This is a genomic window from Blautia sp. AM42-2, from assembly GCF_003480245.1.
Lineage (GTDB): Bacteria > Bacillota > Clostridia > Lachnospirales > Lachnospiraceae > Fusicatenibacter > Fusicatenibacter saccharivorans.
Genome location: NZ_QUIM01000002.1, coordinates 167,489 through 189,463, shown reverse-complemented (window position 1 = coordinate 189,463; position 21,975 = coordinate 167,489). Strand labels below are relative to the sequence as shown.

Here is a 21,975-nt window from a genome sequence, read left to right as displayed (position 1 = left end):
AATCATGTTCTTACGCAGCGAAACAGCAAGTGTTTCACTGCTAAGTGAACAGTAACCAGAAAACGCCTAGTCCTCATCGTCCTCCGTTTTCTCTGTATCGCTGCTGTCGTCCGTCTTTTCCGTACCATCCGAATCCGAATCATCGCTGCTGTCTTCCTTCTTCTCCGAAGAACTCGATGACGAACTGCTCTGGCTGTATTTCGCTGCAACTTCCTTTGCTTTTGCAAGATCATTTGCCGCAATCGCCGCCTGCATTTCCGCACGCGCCGCTGCATTGTCCGTCTTTGTTCCCACGGTATAGACATTCGATGTCATCCGGTAAGTACTGGAATTCACCTGTTCCTTCGTCTCATTTCCATTGTCATTCACAATCTTCCACAGCCGCGCCGTCGAACCCTGATAGCCGTACGATGTCTGTTCAATTGTTCCAAACGATGCATTCGCATCTTCCGTCAGGCTCGGCGTCGGATCCTCCGTGCTTGTCGTCTCACTCTCATAGCGGACCGTGCGGTTCGGATCTCTCGTCTCATGGCCATAGATGGCAAAACGCAGGGTGCTTCCATCAGCGCTCGCCTCAATGTAAATCGGCGCATCGGTGTTGTTCACGAATTTCAGGTCTTTCAATCCTTCTGCAATCGCCGCATCCATCGACGGATCCACATAGTGGACAATCATGGAATGGCTGTACCGCTCCGTCACCTCAAGTTCCGCTTTCAGAACCGCAACATAAAGCGTTGTGGAAACCTGGCAGATACCGCCGCCGTACGAATCGACGACCTTGCCCATCTCATACGATGCCGCCAGTGCATAACCATTTTCCGCATCAAACGGCACAACGACCGCCTCTACGGAAAATTCCTCGCCCGGCTGTACCAGCGTTCCGTTAATCTTCTCTGCGCCGACTGCGACATTCTGTTTTCTGCCGCTCGTACCGTTGCCATACTCCGTCGTACCCTCGCCGAGCAGATCTTTGACAAGTGCAAGCTGCTCCGGATTACCGCCTGCCGGTGTTTCTTCTGTTACCAGTTCTACGCCGCCGATGCCGCCCCGCCAGCTTGTCGTCAGGTAATTGACAACCTTCGCCGTGGACTCATCCACGTTGACGCTGCATCCGGTCTGGCCCGGATTGACGATAAATTCGCCGTTTTCGCGGGTCAGCGTTGCATCTGTTGCCTCGCGGTTCAGCACGGCCGTGTTGTTTTCTACCGCCTGGCGCGCTGCCTCGCCATCGACTGTATATTTCAGGGAAAACGTCACCGTCTCTCCATTTTTGAGCCGGTTCTGTGTCAGGAACCGCTTCAGTACATTGCCTTCCTGCCCGATTGTGACGGCTTCTCTTGCCACCTCCGGGTTGGCGCAGGAAAGTCCGAGATCCCCTGCTGTCACCTGTGCATTCTGCTCTCCGGCAGACAGGTTGATAACCGAGGGTTTTAACTGTTCAATTTTGTCGTTTACTGCCTGTGTGATCTGCTCTTCGGTCATACCGCCGACGGAAATGTCTTCTACATAGATTCCGTCCAGCGCTGTCCGGTCATCCGCTTTGACTGGTTCTGCCAGAAAGCAGAATGCAAATGCGATAAGCATCACCAGCAGGCCTCTCATTTTTCTGCTGTTTTTCATACTGTGCCTCTTCTTGATCCGTTTCCCATTTCACTCTGTCTTTTACAGAATCTCTTTACACCAGCCATAAAAGTGCTGGAAGAACCATACCAAGCACCATAACCACTGCAAGAATCAATGCCAGCATCTTTGCTGCATTTCTCTTCTTTGCCAGCGGATCTTTCTTCTTTTTCTGTGCCTCTGTCGGGGCTTTTCGATTGACTTTATTACTCATCGTTCCATCCTTTCTTTTTCTCTTCTATTTTTTCTCAGTTCTCTGTCGTTTTTCCATTCTTCCATGTGCCAGAATAATCTGATCGATCATGCGGGATGCACGGCTTTTTGTGAGTGCTCCCCACTCCGGTTCGAGATCCAGCTCATGGTACCGGATCAGATCCGCCAGATATTTTTTCTGTGCCTCCGTCGCCGGAACCTCGCGTTTCATTTTTGCCTTCAGAGGCGCTGCGGCAAACCATTCCGGGTGATCTTCCGAAAATCCTTCTTCCAGTTTTCGGAACAGTGCCAGCGTTTCCAGCACATCGTCCATTGCACGGTGTGCGTGTTCCCGCGGGATCTGATAGTAGCCGCAGAGTGCTTCAAGGCTTCTGCTCTCCAGATCCGGGAGGGCTTTCCGTGCAATTTTCAACGTATCCCACGCTTCTTTTTCAAAGTCCAGACGGGCATTTATCGCTGCCTGCTTGATGAAGCTGTAATCGAACAGAATATTGTGTCCCAGAAGCGGCAGGCCGCCGCAGAAATCCAGAAAGCCGCGGACAGCAGTCTCCACATCGGGCGCATTCGCAATCATCTCATCCCGGATTCCGGTGAGTTCCGTGATCCGCTCCGGCACTTTTCTGCCCGGATTGACGAAAGTCTCATACGATGCCGTGACCTCTCCGCCCTGCACTTTTACTGCACCGATCTCCAGAATCTGGTCTTCCTTTACAGAAAGACCCGTTGTCTCAAGATCGAGCACTACAAAATCTTGTATTTTCATCTTTTATTACCTTTTCTAGTATCTCATGTTCTTTTGAAATGTCAAGCGTAAAAAAGCTCACTGCAGTCGATCATCTCCGCATTTCCCGTCAGCGGATCGCGCTTCTGATAATCAAACAGGAGTACCATACGCGCCTTTTCCCCGTTTCCGAGCACATCGTAATCAAAAACTTCCACATGCGTCATGCGCTGCAGCTGCTTCCAATCGTATGTCGTATACGATGGCAGAAGCGTTCTCGTTTCGGCTTCTTTCTGATAAAAGTCACGCGACTCGTTTTTCCATTCGGACGGATCTTTTGCAAAGCGCGGCCGTGTCTTCATATTTTCACGCGCATACAGATCGAGCACCATCATCTGACGGAAGAATGCTTCATCCTGCTGTTTTTCGTCCTGCAAAAACTCGAGCAGAATTTCATACCGCTGAATCCGGTTATGTGCCGCCTCACTGTAGCCCTTTGCCCGGTAGAAATCGCCGAGCTCCTGGAAGAAATCGAACGGGTTCTCATACAGACGCTCGATCATCGGCAGTGTGTGGACGAACTGGCCGCTGTTGTAGTAGACTTCCACCATCTCCTCCACGTCTTTGAGCTTCAGCACATCGTCGTACGGCAGCCATTTCGTGTACAGTACCTCATATGGTTCGCGCTCCTGATAATGACAGTCATATTCCTCGGTATGCTCATACATGAAAGAACCGCGCAGCACTTTCAAAAATCCCAGCTGTAACTGCTGCGGACGCAGTGCATAGACATCCGCAAACGAACGGCGGAAACTGTCATAATCCTCATACGGCAGGCCCGCGATCAGGTCGAGATGCTGATGGATGTTTCTTCCCTTCGCAATCCGGTTTACAATCTCTGTGACTCTTCCAAAATCCATCTTCCGGTGGATCGCCTCGATCGTCTGCGGATTCGTAGACTGAACGCCGATCTCAAGCTGTACCAGCCCCGGACGCAGGGTATTTAAGAGTTCCAGTTCCTCCTCAGTAATCAGATCAGCGGCGATCTCAAAGTGGAAATTCGTCACGCCGTTGTCATGCTCTGCAATGAATTTCCAGACCGCCATTGCATGGTCTTTCCTGCAGTTGAACGTACGGTCCACAAATTTGACCTGCGGTACTTTCTGTTCCAGGAAAAAGGCGAGTTCCTTTTTGACCAGATCCAGATTTCGGAACCGAAGCCGCTTATCAATAGAAGAAAGACAGTAACTGCATGAAAACGGGCAACCGCGGCTTGACTCATAATAAATGATGCGGTTCTCGAATTTTTTCAGATTCGCATACGGAAAATCCACCTCGGACAGATCCATGGCCGGACGCCACGGGTTGCTTTTGATGGCTCCTTCTGCATCACGGTATGTAATGCCGTGGATCTCTTCAAGCGTTTTCCCCTCCGTGCCGTTCTCCTGATTCTGGTAATACACTGCCAGTTCACGGAAGGTAATTTCGCCCTCACCCTTCATGATTCCGTCAAGGAACGGATACTGCTCCAGCATCTCCTCCGCGTGGTACGACACCTCCGGCCCGCCAAGCCAGATCTTCGTTTCCGGGCTGATTTTGTGATATTCTGTAATCAAATCTTCCACAATAGATATGTTCCAGATATAACACGACACACAGACGACATCCGCATGCGCCAGAAACAGACTCCGCAGCATGGAATCTTTTGACTGGTTGATCGTAAACTCACGGATCTCCGGGAACACACCGGCTTTCTCCGCGCTCGCCTGCAGCGTGTAAACTGCGAGATTGGAATGAATATATTTTGCGTTGACCGCAGTCAGAATAATTTTCATAATCTTTTTAATACTTCTCCTTGCTTCCTCTTTGCATATCTTTTATACTACCACATTCTCGAACGAAAATACACCGCCATTCCCCCAAAAGCACAATTTTTTCACGATTTTCAACAAAACAGTTGCAATTTTCGTGAATTCATGTTATATTAGCAAAGGTTTCCAACAGGAAATCCAAATGCCCAGATAGCTCAGTTGGTAGAGCAGAGGACTGAAAATCCTCGTGTCGCTGGTTCGATTCCGGCTCTGGGCATTTTTTGCTGCCCAAAATAGGATTCACATTTTTTTTGCCATAGCAAAATCCGGCAGAATTTCCTGTCTCCTATCGCATAGGTAAAGTAAAAAACTCTGCATCGTATCCCCGGAAATTCCCAGATGGATACGGTACAGAGTTTTTTCATCGCATGACTGCCCAGGAAAGCTTTTCGTTTTTACAGATCTTTGATGACCTCCCATGCCTCATCATCAAATTTTCTGTCCTTGAAATAATACTGTTTATCTTCTTCTGTAATCTTTTTTACCACACGGCACGGATTTCCCACGGCAACACTCCAGTCCGGAATATCTTTTGTCACGACGCTTCCTGCTCCGATAACCACATTACTTCCGATATGTACCCCCGGCACAACAACCGTGTTTCCGCCAAGCCATACATTATCACCGATCGTTACCTCAATCCCATATTCATAAGCAGAATTTCTTGCTGCCGGATGAATTGATATGTTATAATCATATTATCTCGAATTTAGCGTTTTTTCAATGACAATATTCCGTATTTTTATAATTATTGTATTTTTTAACAAGACGAAAGAGGAGCTTTTTATGGTCAATGATCCTATAACAAAAATCATGCAGGATGCATCTGAAATCGTCCGTTACGATGAAGTCGGCATTCCGCTTTCTATTCGGGAAGGACTTCTTTCCGCCTATCCGAATCACAGGGCACTTTGCCACTGGCATGAAGACATCGAATGGGTGTATATCCGCTCCGGACAGATGAACTATTATATGAATGGAAAACGTGTTCTATTAAACACCGGTGAAGCACTCATGGTCAATTCCCGCCAAATGCACTATGGATATTCCGAAAACGGGCAGGACTGCGATTTTATCCGTATTCTGTGTCATCCCAAAATTTTCATCACGAACAGTGTTCTGTACCAGTCGTATATTGCACCGGTTCTCTCGAATCCGTCTCTGGAATATCTTCATTTAAAACCGGAGTTTCCGGAGGATGCCGAAGCACTGCAGCTTCTTCCTGAAATTCTCCGCATTAAAAAAGAGCATCCGGCCGCCTATGAAATAGAAGCCGCCGCACTTCTATCGCTTTTATGGTGCCGTCTTTTGCGCAGCCATCCGATGATGCCAAATGAGGCGGCCGCAAAACCGAAGGAGCCGGATCTTCTCGTACAGCGTGATATGGTGTCTTATATTTACAGCCACTACAGCGAGTCCATCAATCTCGACGAAATTGCGGCCGCCGGAAAAGTCTGCCGCAACAAGTGCTGTCAGATTTTCCGCCGTTATCTGAACCAGAGTCCGATCGATTTTCTGAACCATTACCGCCTGGAGGTGAGCTGCCATCTTTTAAACAATACGAAACTGTCGATCGCGGAAATTTGTACTGCATGCGGCTTCAATCATCAGAGCTACTATTCCAAAATCTTCCTTCGTACCTACAGCTGCAGCCCCCGGGATTTCCGAAAACGCACAGAAGAGAAAACATCAGCCGAAGCTTCCGAAAAAGACTGATTTTTCTTCCATTTCGCATGACTCTGCGCAGTTACCGCGTTTTTGGGGCAAAGCGGATATTCGCAATCCGCTTCGCTACTTGCTCATAACCGAATAGCTGCTTCGCAGCTTATCAGGAGTGGCTTGTACCACTCCTGATACAAGCAAGTCCCCACCCACTGCTTATTGCTTTTCGCAATGGAAGCAGGGGACTTACTTGATTCGGTTAAAAAAAGGATGATTTTTGCTAGACATTTTCCTGATCCCTGTTATAATAAAATTATAAAGGTGTTGCGCTAAACCTCACCAAAACACTATATTTTCCATTTATGTTACAAGGAGGATGACATGGTAAAAAAATTTGTCTACGGAACCCCATTTGAAACCGAAGCCGTTGTAAAAGAGATCCCCTCTTCCGAAGGAAACCCGGATTACGGTACCTTCTCCACCGAAAACGGCTTTTCCTTCACCACAAAGCTTGCTGACGATGACATGGTATTCGGACTTGGCGAAGCCAACCGCGGTATCAACAAACGCGGCTTTCTTTACATCAGTGACTGCGCTGATGATCCAAACCACGTAGAGAGCAAAACCTCTCTGTATGCAGCACACAACTTCATCATCATCTCCGGCAAGACACACGTAGGATTCTTCTTCGATTATCCGGGCACCCTGCGTTTCGATATCGGCTACACAACTTCCGATACGATGACCGTTTCCTGCGAAAACGCAGATCTCTACGTTTACATGATCACCGGTGATTCCGATCTTGATATCGTAAAACAGTTCCGTGGCATTATCGGACGCAGCTACATTGCTCCGAAGTTTGCTTTCGGTTACGGTCAGAGCCGCTGGGGCTACAAAACAGAGGATGATTTCCGCACGGTAGTAAAAAAATACCGCGAAAACCATGTGCCGCTCGATATGGTTTACATGGATATTGACTACATGCAGGATTACAAGGACTTCACCGTAAATGAAGAACGTTTCCCGGATTTCGAGGGATTTGTACAGGATATGAAAAAAGAAAAGATCCATCTCGTTCCGATCATCGATGCCGGTGTGAAAGTCGAAGAGGGTTATGACATTTACGAAGAGGGCTGTGAAAAAGGCTACTTCTGCCGCCGCGAGGATGGCTCCTACTTCGAAGCTACTGTATGGCCGGGCTGGACTCATTTCCCGGATGTCTTAAATGCAGATGCCAGAAAATGGTTTGGTGACAAATACGATGTTCTCGTTTCCAAGGGAATCGATGCCTTCTGGAATGACATGAACGAGCCATCCATCTTCTATTCCCAGGAAGGCCTTGCTGATTTCAAGGAGACTGCAAAGAAATATGTGGAAGGTGACCCGGAGGTTCCGCACTACATGGTAGGCGGAAAGCTTCAGGCACTGGCAAACAACCATGAGGACTATAAACGCTTCTATCACAACGTAAACGGCGAACAGGTCCGCCATGACAAGGTACACAATCTGTTTGGCTACAACATGACACGTTCTGCCGGTGAAGCTTTTGAACGAATTTCCCCGGATAAGCGAATCCTGATGTTCTCCCGTTCTTCCTACATCGGCATGCACCGTTACGGTGGAATCTGGACCGGAGACAACTGCTCGTGGTGGTCACATATCCTGCTGAACCTGAAGATGATGCCGTCCCTCAACATGTGCGGTTTCCTCTATACCGGAGCCGACCTCGGCGGATTCGGTGCAAATACCACAAGAGACCTGCTGCTCCGCTGGCTGGCACTTGGTGTTTTCACTCCTCTGATGAGAAACCATGCTGCACTCGGAACACGTGAGCAGGAACCTTACCAGTTTGAGCATATCGAGGACTTCCGCAACGTCATCGGCGTCCGCTACCGCCTCGTTCCGTATCTGTACAGTGAGTACATGAAGGCTGCTTTAAACGATGATATGTACTTCAAACCGCTTGCCTTCGTTTACCCGGATGACAAGCTGGCAAGAAATACAGAAGATCAGTTGATGATCGGTAATGAGATCATGATCGCACCGGTTTACACCCAGAATGCCATTGGCCGTTACGTATATCTGCCGGAAGAAATGATGTTTGTAAAATTCCTCGGCAATGGAAACATGTTCCAGGAGGTTCTTCCGAAAGGTATCCACTACGTAGAAGTTGCGCTGAATGAGGTTCCGCTCTTCATCCGCAAAGGCTGCGCAATCCCGGTTGCCGATTTTGCAGAATCCGTACCGGATATCAAAGAGGAAAGCATCCGCATGGTCGGATACGAAGGCGCTTCCTACGAGCGTTATACCGATGACGGAGTTTCCCGCATCTGATTTTAAACACAATTTGTAACGATTCAGAGCCATGCGAAATGGAAGAAAAATCGCGAATCATGTTTACATGAATGAGCTATTTTTCTGGAATTTCATATGGCGAGAAGCAACATCGAGATGCAGCGGAAGCGGAATCGAGATGGGGCTCTGAATCGTTACCACAATTTTTGAATCATCTCTCCCCTTTACAGGAGTTCTTCGGAATCCAAAGCTTCCGGGAACTCCTGTCATTTTTTTCAAACGCCTCCCGGGAGTTCCTTTTGTCCGATCGCTCTCCCGACAAAAAAACGGGAACCTCCTGCATCTTTTCCCGGAGTTCCCGCCTTTGCTATTCTCTCTTCTCTTTATTCTGTCTTCGGAAGCCGTACTTCTACAACAGCTCCGTAATTTTCATCCATGTTAGAACACGTAATACTTGCCCGTTCCCCGTACATCAGTGCCAGACGGCGTTTGATATTGGAAATGCCGACATGGTGGCGGCCGTGATAGATAATCGGCGTGTCATGTTCGATCGCATCCAATGCTTCTTTTGAGAATCCGTTTCCGGTATCGGAAATGCAAATGTAGAGGTACTCGCCGTCTTCATACGTCTCATTTGTCAGATACAGGGAAATCTCACTCTTCCGATCCAGGGATACACCGTGTACCACGGAGTTTTCCACCAGTGTCTGCAACAGGAGAGACGGAACCTTCCATTCTCCGATATCACCGTCCATCGTCGCTTCAAAGGAAAAGGCTTCTTCCCCGTACCGCAGCTTCTGGATGCGGATATATGCCTCAATATGCTCCAGTTCTTCCTCTACATCTCGCTGTTTTTTGGAATCCTGAAAAATATAGCGCATATAATCCGACAGCACCGTTGTAATTTCCACAATCTCTCCCTCATTATTCTTATCCGCAATGCCATGGATCAGGCTCAGGCAGTTCAGGAAAAAATGCGGCTTGATCTGTTCCTGCGTGTATTCCAGCTCGGCTTTCTGTTCGGCAAGCTCTTTTTCGTAGATTGCAATTTTCAATCCCTGTATTTTCCGCAGCAGTTCCTTGAATTTGCCGCTCACAGACTCCAGCTCTAACAGATTGTTGCTTCCATCGTCATTCAGACTCTGTTCTTTTTCCAGCTCCTCCAGTTTTTGTCCGAATTTTTCCAGCGGTTCCAGAATCCGGTGGTAATATGCTGTAATTTCCAGTGCGCAGACAATCAGAAGAACCGCGATCAGGACGACGAATGCAATCTGCATAATCAGTACATTCTCAAGAATACCTCCTCCCGGAAGAACCATAAGATTGATTTTTCCGACCGTGCCAAGCTGGTAGGAATAGACCGTCGCATTTTTCTCCTTTTTCTTTCCCGCTTTGGAAAAATCGATAATCTCATTCTTATATTTTTCCGATGTGTCTGCCTGCGTCATCACGCGCCCTCTGGCATCTACCATAAACGGAATGACATCATACTCCTCTGTTTTGGCGCGGATGGTCCGGAAAATCAGATTCAGATTGATGACGCAGCCGATAACTTTTTTGTTTTTCGCGTACCAGCCGACAATATAGTCGTCGTCGCCAAACGTAATCACGGTCCATTGTGTGCTGATCGAATCCTTGGATGTCATAATCTGCAGATAGGACATCAGCATCTGATTCAGCGTTGTCATTCCCTTACTCTCGGTAAACATAGTTCCGCTGTCCGTAATCAGAACATTGGCTTTCTGGCCGTAGACAAAGAAGGTCTGTATCTCATGGTAACGGATCTTCAGCACGCGGTTTCGCTCCCGCAGCGTCTGCTCCATTTCATAATACTGAGCATCTGTCGATGTTATCTGATCCGGGATTTCTTTGATGTTGCTGTCAGAATCCAGCAGATAGATCAGTTCACTGTTGATCTGCGACATATCACGGTTGATCTGATCGACATAGAGCTTTGCCGTATCGGCAATATATTTATCTGCCAGCTTGCGGTTTTCCCAAACGCCCCAGAGCAGGCAGACAACAAGCCCCATCAGGACCAGAAAAACCGGAGTTCCAAGCCGCAGGGACGTATCCTTCAAACTGCGTATTCGAACGCTGCGCAGCATCCTTCGTTTTCCTTTCTGCCAGAGATTCATAAGCGCATCCACCCCTCCTTTTTTTCTGTCTGTAGAGCGACTGCCGGACGCCGCACCTTACCGCGCAGCTCCGGCAGTCGTTTTACACTCACGGAATATATTTGCAACTATGTTCTTTGTAACACAGCCCATTATATCACATTTTTGGGCTTTGTCCATGCAGAGTCCGTGCTTTACATGGTGAGAACATGATTCTTTGTTACCGTTCGCCTGGTACCGGTGAGCGGTAACATTCTCTTATTCAGAGAAAATGTTCAGCAGCTTTTCTGCATCCGCTCCTTCTTTTACGAATACCGGAATAGTATCCAGCGGTGCAGCAACCGTTACCTTCTGTCCTCCCTCATACTTTTCTCCGGTCCATGCGTTAAACCATGCTGTTCCATCCGGGAGATAAACCTCGCGCTCCGTTACGTGATCCTCCATCACAGGTGCAACATAGAGATCCGGTCCAAACAGATAAGCGTCCTCCACATTCCAGCTTTCCTGATCGGCCGGGAAATCATAGAAAACAGGCCGCATCACCGGGGTTCCGTCCTCATGTGCTTTCTTCATCTGTACCCGGATATAATCTCTCAGGCGCTCACGCAGGAAAATGTATTTCTTTGAAATCTCATATGCCTCATCGCCAAAGCTCCAGATCTCATTGTCGCTTCCGGAACCAATCTGCTCTGCGCCGTAGCCCTCCTGCGGGTTACGGTTTCCGTGCAGACGCATGACAGGGCAGAAGCAGCCATACTCAAACCAGCGGATATACAGACGGTGGAAATCCGGGTCGTCCGTTCTCGCGCCGTGGAAGCCGCCGATGTCGGTCGTCCACCACGGAATACCGGCAATTGCCATGTTAAGGCCGGCCTGTACCTGGCGTTGGAAGCACTCAAAGGAGCTTACAATATCGCCCGACCAGACAAGCGCACCGTATTTTGCGCTGCCTGCCCAGGCAGAACGGATCAGGCTGATCGGCATGGTATCGCCTTCTGCCGTCATGCCGTCATAGAACGCTTTCAGATAATATTTCGGATAAATATTTCCGACCTCCTGTACGCTTCCGAGCTGATAACGGTAGTTCTTGAAATCATAAACGCTGTATTCCGGCTCTGCCACATCCAGCCAGAAGAGCTTGGCACCCTGATCATAATAATTTTTCTTGATCTTCTCCCAGACATATGTTCTTGCATCCGGGTTAGTCGCATCGAAGAAAACTTCATTTCCGCCGCAGAGCATCGTCAGCGGTACACCGTGCTCCGTGCGAACCAGATAGCCCTTCTCTTTCATCTCCTCGAAGTTTTCGGAATAAATGTCAACGGTCGGCCATACCGACACAACAACCTGAATTCCCATCTCCTTTAATTCGCGGCACATGCCCGGCACATCCGGCCAGTATTTCGGATCAAATTTGAACTCGCCCTGCTTCGTCCAGTGGAAGAAATCGACGATAATCACATCAAGCGGTATGCCAAGCTCTTTGTATTTTCTTGCTACAGACAAGAGCTGCTCCTGGTTCCAGTAGCGGAGCTTGCACTGCCAGAAGCCCATACCGTACTCCGGCATCATCGGCGGTTTTCCGGTCAGCGTCATATAATTCTCCTCGATCTCGGCAGGCGTATCACCTGCAATCACAAGATAATCGATTTCTTTCCCGGATTCTGTTACCCATTCCGTTCCATTATTCGCAAACATCACCTGTCCGACGCCCGGATTGTTCCATAAGAAGCCGTAGCCGATACTGGAAAGATAAAACGGAACACTGACCTGTGAGTTTCTCTGTGCCAGCTCCAGCATACAGCCCTTCAGATCCAGCTCATGCTGCTGATACTGTCCCATTCCGAAGATTTTCTCACCTTTTCTTGCTACAAACCGCGTTACAATACGGAAATTATCCCCGACGCCGTTGCTGTACTCGCGTCCCATGATGTTGAGCGGCATGCTTTCCTCATCGCGCAGACGGCGGAAATGCTCCTTTAACAGAACTCTTCCATCCTCATGATAGAACGTAATGACGCTGCCGGAATCGATCACTGCATGAAGCTTTCCATTTGTGATTTTTCCGTAGGAAGTATCCGTTCCCTCGTACATATTGGCAAAGGCTCCGCCTTTTGCTGATGGATCCTCAAAGATTTCAACCTCTCCCGCATGCGCGTCCTTTGCTTCCAGCGCCCAGTCGCGGCCGGTAAAGCTTCGATTTTTTGTCGCGCGCACACGCAGTGCATCTTTTCCCCACGCTTCGATGCAGACGGTCTCGCCATCGTAAGAATAAATTAACTTACCCTCTTTTTCCCAAAACATGTAAAAATCCTCCTTTTTTCAAAAACGGCAGGTCATTTCTGGCCTGCCGTTTCTCCTGCTGTTTTGCACCTCAGACATTGACCCGCCGGATCAACGCCTGCTTCTTACAGGTAATATTTTTTCTGTTTATTTTGCCAGATTTTCTTTGTATGCATTGTAAGCATCTGTCTGAATCTGGAGGAACTCATCAATACCCATAGCTTTCAGCTGATCGATGTAGGAATCCCATTCATCATCGATGCCGCCGTCTACTACCCAGTGAGCATACTGTGCTTCTACGTATTTGTAGATATCGGTTCCGATTGCCGTGATTCTGGAAAGGTCTTCGTCGGTATACTGAACCATCGGGAATCCGCAGTTTTTCTCAGTATCAACGTATTTCTCATTGATTGCATCATCGGCCAGTTTGACACCGTCGCCCTGATCCTCAGGAAGAGAAACTTTGTCATAGAAATCCTCGTTCATGTATTTCGGACCGAAATCACGTAAGGAGTTGGACCATGCAGAGGTATCCAGAGAAGATCCATCGCTTGGTACATCTACATTGTAGGTTCCGTCGCCATTGTCTGTGATCTGGCTTCCAACGGAACCATAGAAGGTCTGTAACGATGCAAGATCGGTGTAAAATTCATCTGCCCACTTCAGCAGGGTGTCAGGATCTTTACAGTCTTTGGAGATCATGAGCTCACGGTCGGAGATATCAAGGTAATTGGTTGCTGCTTCTACGTAGTGGTTTCCATCGTAGCCTTCTACTGCCTCAAGAGTCTTAAACTGATTTACGTTCGGACCAACCTGAGCGTCTGCAGTCCATCCAAAGATAAGACCTACCTGAGAACCGCCATCAGCCTGCTGTTTTGCTGTCTGCATGGAGCCATCCTGTGTGAAGTACTCTGGGTCAACAACGCCCTCTTCCCATAACTGACGCATCCATTTTACTGCTTCTTTGTAATTTTCTTCCATCGGCATGAAGACCGGTTTTCCTTCGCCATTCAGTCCCATGTAGTTTCCGTCACGGCTTACCATGGTTCCGAACGGGGAAAGGATGTGGCGCAGATCACCGCTTAACAGTCCGCTGCTTGCTGCATTTGTGATACCGATCTCATTGGTTGGATCGCCATCGCCGTCAGCATCTTCTGTCGCAAATTTAACAAGAACCTCTTCCAGTTCTTTATAGGTCTTCGGAGTTTCCAGTCCTAAGTTATCCAGCCATTCCTGGTTGATGCACATAACATCGCCGCAAACCTTCGGACGAAGCGGAAGCTTCTTCGGTAAGCTGTAGATTCTTCCGTCACGGCTGGTGCAGACTGCTTTCAGTTCCGGATCAGCCTCAAAGGCTGCTTTCAGGTTTGGCATATCTTTTTCGATCAGATCTGTCAGATCCAGGAATGCCGATTTGTTCTGTGCCATATCTGCCTGTGTTAAGCAGATAGATCCAAGGAATGCATCCGGGAGGTCTCCGGAAGCCAGCAGCAGAGATTTCTGCTCGGACCAGTCACTGTTGTAATAAACCTGCCAGTCGATGTTGATATTCATCTTGTCCTCGATTTCCTTCATGACGCCTTCATGCAGGAAATCGGTCGGCCAGGTATCGGTCCATCTTACCGTTGCAATTTTGTAGGTTGGGCGGTCACTGGTATCTGTCGTGTCACTGGCAGAAGATTCTGTCTTGGCAGAACTTGCTGCAGTGCTTCCACTCTTACTTTCCGTTCCTCCATTACTTCCACATCCTGCAAGCAGTCCAGCTGCCATTGCGGCCGAAAGAGCAACGCTCCAGGCCATTTTTGTTTTCTTTCGCATCATCATCTCTCCTTTATGATTTTTTATTTGCAATACTTCTCTCCTGTCCGCAGGATCAGCCTTTTAGTGATCCGAGCATAACACCCTGATTGAAGTATTTCTGCACTAACGGGTACATACACATGATCGGCGCGGAGGAAACCACGATGATCGCGTATTTGATGAGGTCGGCCATCTGCTTTGCCTCAACGGCTGCAGCGCCGGTACTCATGGCACTCATGGTCTGATTGCCGACCAGAATGCTTCGAAGGACAATCTGCAATGGCTGCAGACTTTCGCTTCGGATATAAATCAATGCGTTAAAGTAGGAATTCCACTGTCCTACTGCCGCCCACAGGGCGATAACAGCGATAACGGCTTTGGAAAGTGGAAGGACAATTTTGAAGAAGAAGCCAAGATATCCGCATCCATCCAGCTGCGCCGCCTCCCAGAGATCCTCCGGGATACTGTTGTTGAAGAACGTTCGTCCTACGATGATGTAATACGTTACAACGGAGAACGGAACAACCATAACCCAGAAGGTGTCCAGCAGATGAAATCTCTGTACTGCCAGGTAGGTTGGAATCAGACCGCCGGTGAAGAACATCGGGATCAGGTAAAATGCTGTGAAAAATCTTCTTCCATATAAATGCTTTCTGGAAAGCGCGTAGGAAGCCGGAATATTGACAACGAGTGTCACAAGCGTTCCCATAATTACGTAAGCAATCGTATTCCGGTAGCCAGTCCACAGCTTTGCGTAGCTCGCCAGCTGCTTATACCCTTTGAAGTTAACTCCTTTTGGAAGGAACATAATCTGTCCGTTGGATACGGCTGCCGGATCACTGAACGATGCAATGACGATGAAGTACATCGGATACAGGGTAATGATGATCAGAAGCACGCCGATCGTATACAGGATGATATCGAAAATCCAGTCTTCTCTGGATTTCTTTACTTTGTTTGTTGATACTGCTTTTGCTTTACTCATATTTTTGCTCTCCATTCCTATGTAGGCTCAAAATTCTGTCAGATCAGTGAGGTATCACTCATTTTACTGGAAAGGAAGTTGACTGCCAGAAGAAGAACCAGGTTGATAATGTTGTTAAACAGGCCAATTGCAGCGGAAAGGCTGTACTGGCTGCTCACAAGACCCATCTTATACACATAGGTGGAAATGATCTCACTTGAGGTACTGTTCAGTGTATTCTGCAGCAGGTAAACCTTCTCAAATCCAACGCTCATGACGCTTCCCATTCTCATGATAAACATGATGGTTGCCGTCGGCAGCAGAGCCGGAACATCGATGTGGATCATTTTGTGCCATTTGTTGGCACCGTCCATCGTCGCCGCTTCATACAGGGTCGGGTCTACAGAGGAAAGTGTTGCGATATAGAGGATACTGTCCCATCCTACATGCTGCCATGCCTCAGACCATACATAAATGTGTGGGAATGCTTTTGCGCTTCCCATCAGGTTCGGGAGCTTGAATCCAAGCAGTCCGACCAGCTTTGCGATAATACCTGTACTCGGGGAGAGGAACAGGATCAGCATTCCGGCCATAACAACGGTAGAGATGAAGTGCGGCAGGTAAGTCGATACCTGGAAGAATTTTTTAAATTTCTGTGCCTTCATCTGGTTAACCAGCAGTCCCATGATAACAGGGAGCGGGAATGTTACTGCGATGGTGTAAAGACTGATGATGATTGTGTTTTTGATGGTCAGACCGAACTGATAAGAGTTAAAGTACTGCTTGAAATATTTCAGTCCTGCCCAGCTGCTTCCCATAATTCCATCCGCAGGTGTAAAGTTTTTAAATGCAATCACAATTCCGTACATCGGATAGTACGTAAACAGGGCAAAAATGATGATAGAAGGAAGCATCAGTAAGTATAATGGCTTGCTTCTTCTCACTCCCTCTACAAATCCTATGGAGCTCTTCTTTTTGGTTTTACTATGGTTGGCGCTCACATATCATCCCTTCTTTCCTTTAGATTTTTCGTAACTGTTCAGAGTCCCATCTCGATTTTTCTTCCATTTCGCATGGCTCTGAATCGTTACAATTTTTCTTTTTCATGCTCTCGTTTCAACCGATGAACATATTATACAAAAAAGAGGGGCGTTTTTCTATTATTTTCCGGCAGTCTGTATATTAAAAAAGAGATGTCTTTTCACATCTCTTTTTTAAGCAGAACGTTTTTTTGTTATTGACATCGTTTTTTTGTTATTTTTGTCTGCTCCGGTACTCATTTGGTGTACATCCGACCAGCTCCCGGAACGTTTTACTGAAATAAGAAAAATTTCCATAGCCGACTTCCATCGCAATTTTGCTGATCGGAAGTGAGGAACTGCGTAAATACTCCTTGGCCCGCTCAATGCGCCGCTCGGCAATATAATTCGGAAGCGACATTCCCGTTGTTTTCATAAAAATTTTGGAAACGTAGTCCTCTGAGAGAAACACTTTTCCTGCAAGCACGGATCTTGAAAGATCCTCGTTCAGATTCTGTTCGATATAGTCTTTTAGCTGCTCCACCACATTGTCACTGCGGGATTCGTTCTTTTTCTGACCTTCCAGCACATCAAACAGATAATCGATGAACGCATGGGCACCTACCACAGAGAGAACCGCCTCTCTCCGTTTCGTTTCATATTCTTCACAGTCAAAAATCTGACCGAAAACGATATTGCTTTCTTTTAAATAAACATATATATTCTGTATCATTTCTTCAAAAAAACGACTTGTGAAATCTTTTCGCAGACCGCCGCTTTTCTCACGCTTTTTCAGATATTCCTGCAGCTTTTCCCGCACAGCCGCAAGGGAATCGGATCGCTCCATCTCAGCCAGATACGTTTTCCACGGCACTTCCTGATAATCACGCTCTACGAAGGACCAGCGTGTCTCATACAGAATCCCTGTTTCATCCGGCACTACATACTTTTCCATCTCTTCGAGCTGATCGCGGCTCTTTGAAATCTCATCCAGTACCGCCGGTTTTCCCATATACATGCAGAATCTTGCCGGAAACGCGCCCGCCAGACAGGTCCGCAGTTCTGCCAGTTCCTCCTGCGTTCCCATCGCACTTCCGTGATTTCGCAACACAACCGCCCATTCCAGATCGCTGACATGTACCACGGTTTCCAGTTTCATTTCTGTTGTTTCCACATATTCCGTCAGAACATTTGTAATCACAAAATTATATAAACTGATCTCTTTTTTATAATGTTCCTTATCCGGAATTTCCAGTACCCGCAGCAGAATCAGACGGAAGGTCTCATCCGGAGTACAATATCCGCTCTTTTTTGCCCTTTCAATCCAATACTCCTCCTGCAGACACTGAACCAGAAGATCCTCCCAGAATTGCTTTTCATTCTCTCCTTTTTTCTCCTGTTTCTTCTGTTTTTGATGTTTTTCCTGCACAATCCCGACAATTCTGCGCAGCGCTGTTTCCAGATCCGCATTGGAAATCGGTTTTAACAGATATTCCCTTGATGACAGCTTCAGCGCCATCTGCGCATACGCGAAATTTGCATAGCTGCTCAGGAAGGTACATTCGATATCCAGCTTTTTGTACCGGATCCATTCCAGAAGCTCCAGCCCGTTCCCCTGCGGCATATCAATGTCACACAGCAGCATTTCAATCGGATACTCTTCCAGCAGCTTTTGCGCCTGACGGATGTTGTTTGCCGTAAATACCATATCAATTCCAATTCCGCTCCAGTTGACGGTTTCTTCCAGCTTTTCCACCAGAAGCTTATCATCATCTACAATCAGAATACTAATTCCCATAGGTAAGCCTCCAATATATTTTTCTTCTTTTTCCTACAGAAAAAAGCCAGCCGACAGACTCTTATTTTTCTGTCAGCTGGCCTGTTTAAAAACCATTATAACCTGTTTATTCTTTTCCGTCAAAGCAATAGGTACACATTTTGCATTTCGGCAGTCCGATCGACTCTACCAGATCGTCCAGACGGTGATACCTGAGGCTGGTGAAATTCTGACGGCGGCAGATTTCCTGGCACATGGACTCGTAGCGGTCACTCTTCGGATCTGCATACTCTTCCAGTACTTTCTCTGCGTTTTCTCCCTCTTTTTCCAGAATAATCCGTCTGGTGATCAGATCCAGCTCGGATTTGGAGCGGGAGAAATTCAGGAATTTGCAGCCATACAACAGCGGCGGGCACGCTGGGCGGACATGAACTTCTTTTGCACCGCTCTGATATAAGAATTCCGTTGTCTCACGGAGCTGTGTGCCGCGCACGATGGAATCGTCGATCAGCAGCAATTTTTTTTGATCGATCAGTGCCTGCACCGGGATCAGCTTCATTCGGGCAATCAGATTTCTCTGTTCCTGATTTGTCGGCATAAAGGAGCGTGGCCAGGTCGGGGTATATTTGATAAATGGTCTTGCAAACGGAACTTTGGACTCATTTGCATAGCCGATTGCATGGGCAATTCCGGAATCCGGAACGCCTGCAATGAGATCTGGGTGGACATTGCTTCCCGCATCACGTTTGGCAAGCATGGCACCGCAGTGATACCGCATCTCCTCTACATTGATCCCCTCATAGGACGCAGTCGGGTAACCATAGTAAACCCACAGGAAGGAACAGATCTTCATCTCCTCCTGCGGCGGCACGAGCATCTCGACGCTCTCCGGCGTAATAAAGTCAATCTCACCCGGTCCGAGTTCATGGTAATCCGTGTAACCCAGGTTCAGATATGCAAAATTTTCAAAGGATGCGCAGTACGCTCCCTCTTTCTTTCCAATGACAAGCGGGGTGCGGCCTTTTTTATCGCGCGCAGCGTAGATGCCGTCTTTTGTCAGCAGCAACAGCGTCATGGAACCGTCAACAACATCCTGCAGATGGCGGATGCCCTCCGGAATCGTCTTTTCACTGCAGATCAGAGATGCCGCAAGCTCAGTTGCATTGATCTGACCGGTGCTCATCTCCTGGAAATGGGTGCGGCCGTTGCCGTAAACCTCTTTTAAAAGCTGATCCATGTTGTTGATTTTTCCAACCGTGGTAATCGCAAAGCTTCCAAGGTGTGACTGGATCAAAAGCGGCTGCGGTTCATAGTCGGAAATGCAGCCAATGCCGAGGTTTCCCTCCATTTCTTCCACATCACGCTCAAATTTTGTACGGAACGGTGAATTTTCAATGTTGTGGATAGCACGTGAAAAGCCATTTGCTCCGTATGTCGCCATACCGCCTCTTCTTGTTCCGAGATGTGAGTGATAGTCTACTCCATAAAACAGTTCCAGTGTACAGTCTTTTCTTGATGCAACTCCAAAAAAGCCTCCCATTTCTTGTCTACCTCTCTTTGTGTATTTTTTCTCTCTTGGGTTCTCTTAAATATGAATGCCCCGGCAAACCGGGATGCCCGGTTACTGTTCACCGATGCGGGAACCGCAACCATTCTTCTTTTAGTGTACCACGATCTTCTCCGTACTGTAAAGTACAACTAATAAATTTGATATAAAAAATAATCTACATTAATAAATAAATTTACAGCTTTTTCCACAAAGATTCTACCGCAAAATCAAAAAAAGAAAGTATTGATTCTTTTTATCGGTTATGATACTTTAAAACTGTTTACGAATGTTGGTTTTGCGTTAAACGCAATAAAACGATTCATTCTTATTTTATCTTTTCTTAATAGGAGGTTTTTACCATGGTTTCACTTTTGTTACCAGTCATTTATCTGGCATTCATCAGTCTCGGACTGCCGGATTCTCTGCTCGGCTCAGCGTGGCCGGTCATGTATCAGGAGCTTGGAACTTCTGTTTCTTCTGCCGGCATCATTTCTATGATTATTGCCGCCGGAACAATCGTATCCAGTTTGAACAGCGACCGTCTGAATACCCGCTTCGGCACCGGAAAAATCACGGCAGTAAGCGTTCTCACAACAGCAGTGGCGCTGTTTGGATTCTCCGTCAGCCACTCTTTTCTCGCTCTCTGCCTCTGGGGTATCCCCTATGGTCTCGGCGCCGGAAGCGTGGACGCAGCCCTGAACAACTACGTTGCCCTGCACTACAAAGCCCGCCATATGAGCTGGCTGCACTGTATGTGGGGCGTCGGATGCAGCACCGGTCCGGTCGTCATGGGATATGCCATCAATCATTCCACCTGGAACAACGGCTACCGTACCATCGCCCTGTTCCAGATTGTGCTGACTCTGATTTTATTTTTCAGTCTTCCTCTCTGGCAGAAACCATCTGCTGATGCTTCTGCAGATGAGAACTCCGTTCCGGAGCAGAGAAGTTTTTCCCGCCTGATCCGCGTTCCCGGTGTCAAAGAGGTTCTGACCTGCTTTTTCTGCTACTGCGCAGTAGAATCTACTGCCGGCATGTGGGCTGCAAGCTACTGTACTCTGTTCCGCGGCATTGATGCAAAACGCGCAGCAAGCTGGGCAAGCCTGTTCTACATTGGCATCACGATCGGACGGTTCTTCTGCGGTTTCATCACGATGAAATTAAATGATCAGAAAATGATTCGGCTGGGACAGGCTGTCATCGCAATCGGCACGATTCTGATGCTGCTGCCGCTTGGCGATTCCCTTCTGTTTATCGGCCTGATCCTGATCGGACTTGGCTGTGCGCCGATTTATCCTTCCATCATTCACGAGACACCGGCAAACTTCGGTGCTGACTTAAGCCAGGGAATCATCGGCATCCAGATGGCCTTTGCTTACGTCGGAACCTGCCTGATGCCGCCGGTTTTCGGCGTTCTCGGCCAGCATATTTCCTTCGGACTGTATCCGGTATTCCTGATGGCCATTTTGATTCTGATGGTTGTAATGGCAGAGCGGATGCACCGCGTAACGGCGGAAAAGAGAAATTCCTATAAAGCCAATTATTAATTCCATTGTCCTGCAGCAGGAATTCGGTTTTTGATATGTTGCGTACAGGAAAATTCAACGATGTTTCCTGTAAGTAAAAATACATCTGATCAAGGTACTCCCTGAGCAGATGTATTTTTTTTAATTGCGGAAATATTTTTTAAGCACGCTCCTGCTCGAACTCTTTTGCCACATCCTCCAGCCGATTCAAGCGGATATTTTGTCAACGCAACGCAAAAACCGGAATGCTTACACATTCCGGTTTCCAGTAGAGCGCGAGACGGGATTCGAACCCGCGACCCCAACCTTGGCAAGGTTGTACTCCACCCCTGAGCCACTCGCGCATTTTTAATTTTTTATCTTGTTAAGTGCTCGCTGCACCTTACAAATGATACTATACAGGAACTTCCCTCATTTGTCAACACTTATTTTCAATTTTTTTCAAAAAAATCAAAAAACATCTACGATTCACCCAATTTTCGCCCTTCTGGCGGATCCAGCCGCTTTACCCCCGTCCCCACTGTCAGACCTCGTGCGGCTTCGTACCTGCGATGCAGG

At 47.7% G+C, this 21,975-nt stretch carries 14 protein-coding genes, 2 tRNA genes and 1 pseudogene; 4 read left to right on the top strand and 13 right to left on the bottom strand.

All coding sequences use genetic code 11. The features are described 5' to 3' along the window. Window positions 1–66: 66 nt before the first annotated feature. From DW915_RS03950 to DW915_RS03940, 4 genes are read right to left on the bottom strand one after another with little or no spacing between them, the layout of a single operon-like run. Entirely contained in the window at window positions 67–1,620 is a 1,554-nt protein-coding gene (locus tag DW915_RS03950) for a VanW family protein (RefSeq protein ID WP_118741632.1), read from the bottom strand. 55 nt (window positions 1,621–1,675) lie between these two features. Beyond that, window positions 1,676–1,834, bottom strand: a complete 159-nt coding sequence (locus DW915_RS15690; protein ID WP_156327578.1) for a hypothetical protein — start codon at window positions 1,832–1,834, stop codon at window positions 1,676–1,678. Window positions 1,835–1,858: 24 nt separating this feature from the next. Then, window positions 1,859–2,596 carry a 3'-5' exonuclease gene (locus tag DW915_RS03945; protein WP_055220616.1) on the bottom strand — a complete coding sequence of 246 codons (738 nt, stop codon included), beginning with the start codon at window positions 2,594–2,596 and terminating at the stop codon, window positions 1,859–1,861. A 41-nt stretch (window positions 2,597–2,637) separates the two neighbouring features. Further along, complete coding sequence (locus DW915_RS03940; protein ID WP_118741631.1) at window positions 2,638–4,389, bottom strand: B12-binding domain-containing radical SAM protein; 1,752 nt, start codon at window positions 4,387–4,389, stop codon at window positions 2,638–2,640. A gap of 180 nt (window positions 4,390–4,569) precedes the next feature. On the opposite strand from DW915_RS03940, the gene DW915_RS03935 reads away from it, so the two are divergent. Next, window positions 4,570–4,642: transfer RNA gene (locus DW915_RS03935), tRNA-Phe, on the top strand. Between the two features lie 178 nt (window positions 4,643–4,820). Here DW915_RS03935 and DW915_RS03930 read toward each other — a convergent pair. After that, window positions 4,821–5,105 (bottom strand): annotated as a pseudogene (locus DW915_RS03930) (DapH/DapD/GlmU-related protein); the annotation flags it as partial. Between the two features lie 106 nt (window positions 5,106–5,211). Here DW915_RS03930 and DW915_RS03925 point away from each other — a divergent pair. Both DW915_RS03925 and DW915_RS03920 read left to right on the top strand, forming a co-directional pair. After that, complete coding sequence (locus DW915_RS03925; protein WP_118741630.1) at window positions 5,212–6,141, top strand: AraC family transcriptional regulator; 930 nt, start codon at window positions 5,212–5,214, stop codon at window positions 6,139–6,141. A gap of 327 nt (window positions 6,142–6,468) precedes the next feature. After that, the gene (locus DW915_RS03920; RefSeq protein WP_118741629.1) at window positions 6,469–8,421 is read left to right on the top strand and encodes a glycoside hydrolase family 31 protein; all 1,953 of its coding nucleotides are present in this window, start codon (window positions 6,469–6,471) and stop codon (window positions 8,419–8,421) included. A gap of 344 nt (window positions 8,422–8,765) precedes the next feature. Here the strand turns inward: DW915_RS03920 and DW915_RS03915 are convergent, their stop codons facing one another. The 7 genes from DW915_RS03915 to DW915_RS03885 all read right to left on the bottom strand — a co-directional run bounded on the left by DW915_RS03915 (window position 8,766) and on the right by DW915_RS03885 (window position 19,882). Beyond that, window positions 8,766–10,520 carry a sensor histidine kinase gene (locus tag DW915_RS03915; protein WP_118741628.1) on the bottom strand — a complete coding sequence of 585 codons (1,755 nt, stop codon included), beginning with the start codon at window positions 10,518–10,520 and terminating at the stop codon, window positions 8,766–8,768. A 237-nt stretch (window positions 10,521–10,757) separates the two neighbouring features. Continuing rightward, a complete protein-coding gene (locus DW915_RS03910) occupies window positions 10,758–12,803 on the bottom strand; it encodes a glycoside hydrolase family 31 protein (protein WP_118741627.1) in 2,046 nt (681 codons plus the stop codon). Between the two features lie 126 nt (window positions 12,804–12,929). After that, complete coding sequence (locus DW915_RS03905; protein WP_158581015.1) at window positions 12,930–14,600, bottom strand: extracellular solute-binding protein; 1,671 nt, start codon at window positions 14,598–14,600, stop codon at window positions 12,930–12,932. Window positions 14,601–14,655: 55 nt separating this feature from the next. Beyond that, complete coding sequence (locus DW915_RS03900) at window positions 14,656–15,567, bottom strand: carbohydrate ABC transporter permease (protein ID WP_055220601.1); 912 nt, start codon at window positions 15,565–15,567, stop codon at window positions 14,656–14,658. Window positions 15,568–15,605: 38 nt separating this feature from the next. Continuing rightward, a complete protein-coding gene (locus DW915_RS03895) occupies window positions 15,606–16,547 on the bottom strand; it encodes an ABC transporter permease (RefSeq protein WP_243033780.1) in 942 nt (313 codons plus the stop codon). A 253-nt stretch (window positions 16,548–16,800) separates the two neighbouring features. Further along, window positions 16,801–18,363 carry a helix-turn-helix domain-containing protein gene (locus DW915_RS03890; RefSeq protein WP_118741625.1) on the bottom strand — a complete coding sequence of 521 codons (1,563 nt, stop codon included), beginning with the start codon at window positions 18,361–18,363 and terminating at the stop codon, window positions 16,801–16,803. 106 nt (window positions 18,364–18,469) lie between these two features. Further along, complete coding sequence (locus DW915_RS03885; RefSeq protein WP_055220597.1) at window positions 18,470–19,882, bottom strand: amidophosphoribosyltransferase; 1,413 nt, start codon at window positions 19,880–19,882, stop codon at window positions 18,470–18,472. A gap of 368 nt (window positions 19,883–20,250) precedes the next feature. On the opposite strand from DW915_RS03885, the gene DW915_RS03880 reads away from it, so the two are divergent. Continuing rightward, the gene (locus tag DW915_RS03880; RefSeq protein ID WP_022461804.1) at window positions 20,251–21,438 is read left to right on the top strand and encodes an MFS transporter; all 1,188 of its coding nucleotides are present in this window, start codon (window positions 20,251–20,253) and stop codon (window positions 21,436–21,438) included. A 251-nt stretch (window positions 21,439–21,689) separates the two neighbouring features. Here the strand turns inward: DW915_RS03880 and DW915_RS03875 are convergent. Further along, window positions 21,690–21,761, bottom strand: a tRNA-Gly gene (locus tag DW915_RS03875). Window positions 21,762–21,975 lie beyond the last annotated feature (214 nt).

Excerpts from the sequence above, each read along its gene's own strand:
- DW915_RS03950 (WP_118741632.1), bottom strand. The coding sequence starts at position 1,620 with ATGAAAAACAGCAGAAAAATGAGAGGCCTGCTGGTGATGCTTATCGCA.
- DW915_RS15690 (WP_156327578.1), bottom strand. The coding sequence starts at position 1,834 with ATGAGTAATAAAGTCAATCGAAAAGCCCCGACAGAGGCACAGAAAAAG.
- DW915_RS03945 (WP_055220616.1), bottom strand. The coding sequence starts at position 2,596 with ATGAAAATACAAGATTTTGTAGTGCTCGATCTTGAGACAACGGGTCTT.
- DW915_RS03940 (WP_118741631.1), bottom strand. The coding sequence starts at position 4,389 with ATGAAAATTATTCTGACTGCGGTCAACGCAAAATATATTCATTCCAAT.
- DW915_RS03925 (WP_118741630.1), top strand. The coding sequence starts at position 5,212 with ATGGTCAATGATCCTATAACAAAAATCATGCAGGATGCATCTGAAATC.
- DW915_RS03920 (WP_118741629.1), top strand. The coding sequence starts at position 6,469 with ATGGTAAAAAAATTTGTCTACGGAACCCCATTTGAAACCGAAGCCGTT.
- DW915_RS03915 (WP_118741628.1), bottom strand. The coding sequence starts at position 10,520 with ATGAATCTCTGGCAGAAAGGAAAACGAAGGATGCTGCGCAGCGTTCGA.
- DW915_RS03910 (WP_118741627.1), bottom strand. The coding sequence starts at position 12,803 with ATGTTTTGGGAAAAAGAGGGTAAGTTAATTTATTCTTACGATGGCGAG.
- DW915_RS03905 (WP_158581015.1), bottom strand. The coding sequence starts at position 14,600 with ATGCGAAAGAAAACAAAAATGGCCTGGAGCGTTGCTCTTTCGGCCGCA.
- DW915_RS03900 (WP_055220601.1), bottom strand. The coding sequence starts at position 15,567 with ATGAGTAAAGCAAAAGCAGTATCAACAAACAAAGTAAAGAAATCCAGA.
- DW915_RS03890 (WP_118741625.1), bottom strand. The coding sequence starts at position 18,363 with ATGGGAATTAGTATTCTGATTGTAGATGATGATAAGCTTCTGGTGGAA.
- DW915_RS03885 (WP_055220597.1), bottom strand. The coding sequence starts at position 19,882 with ATGGGAGGCTTTTTTGGAGTTGCATCAAGAAAAGACTGTACACTGGAA.
- DW915_RS03880 (WP_022461804.1), top strand. The coding sequence starts at position 20,251 with ATGGTTTCACTTTTGTTACCAGTCATTTATCTGGCATTCATCAGTCTC.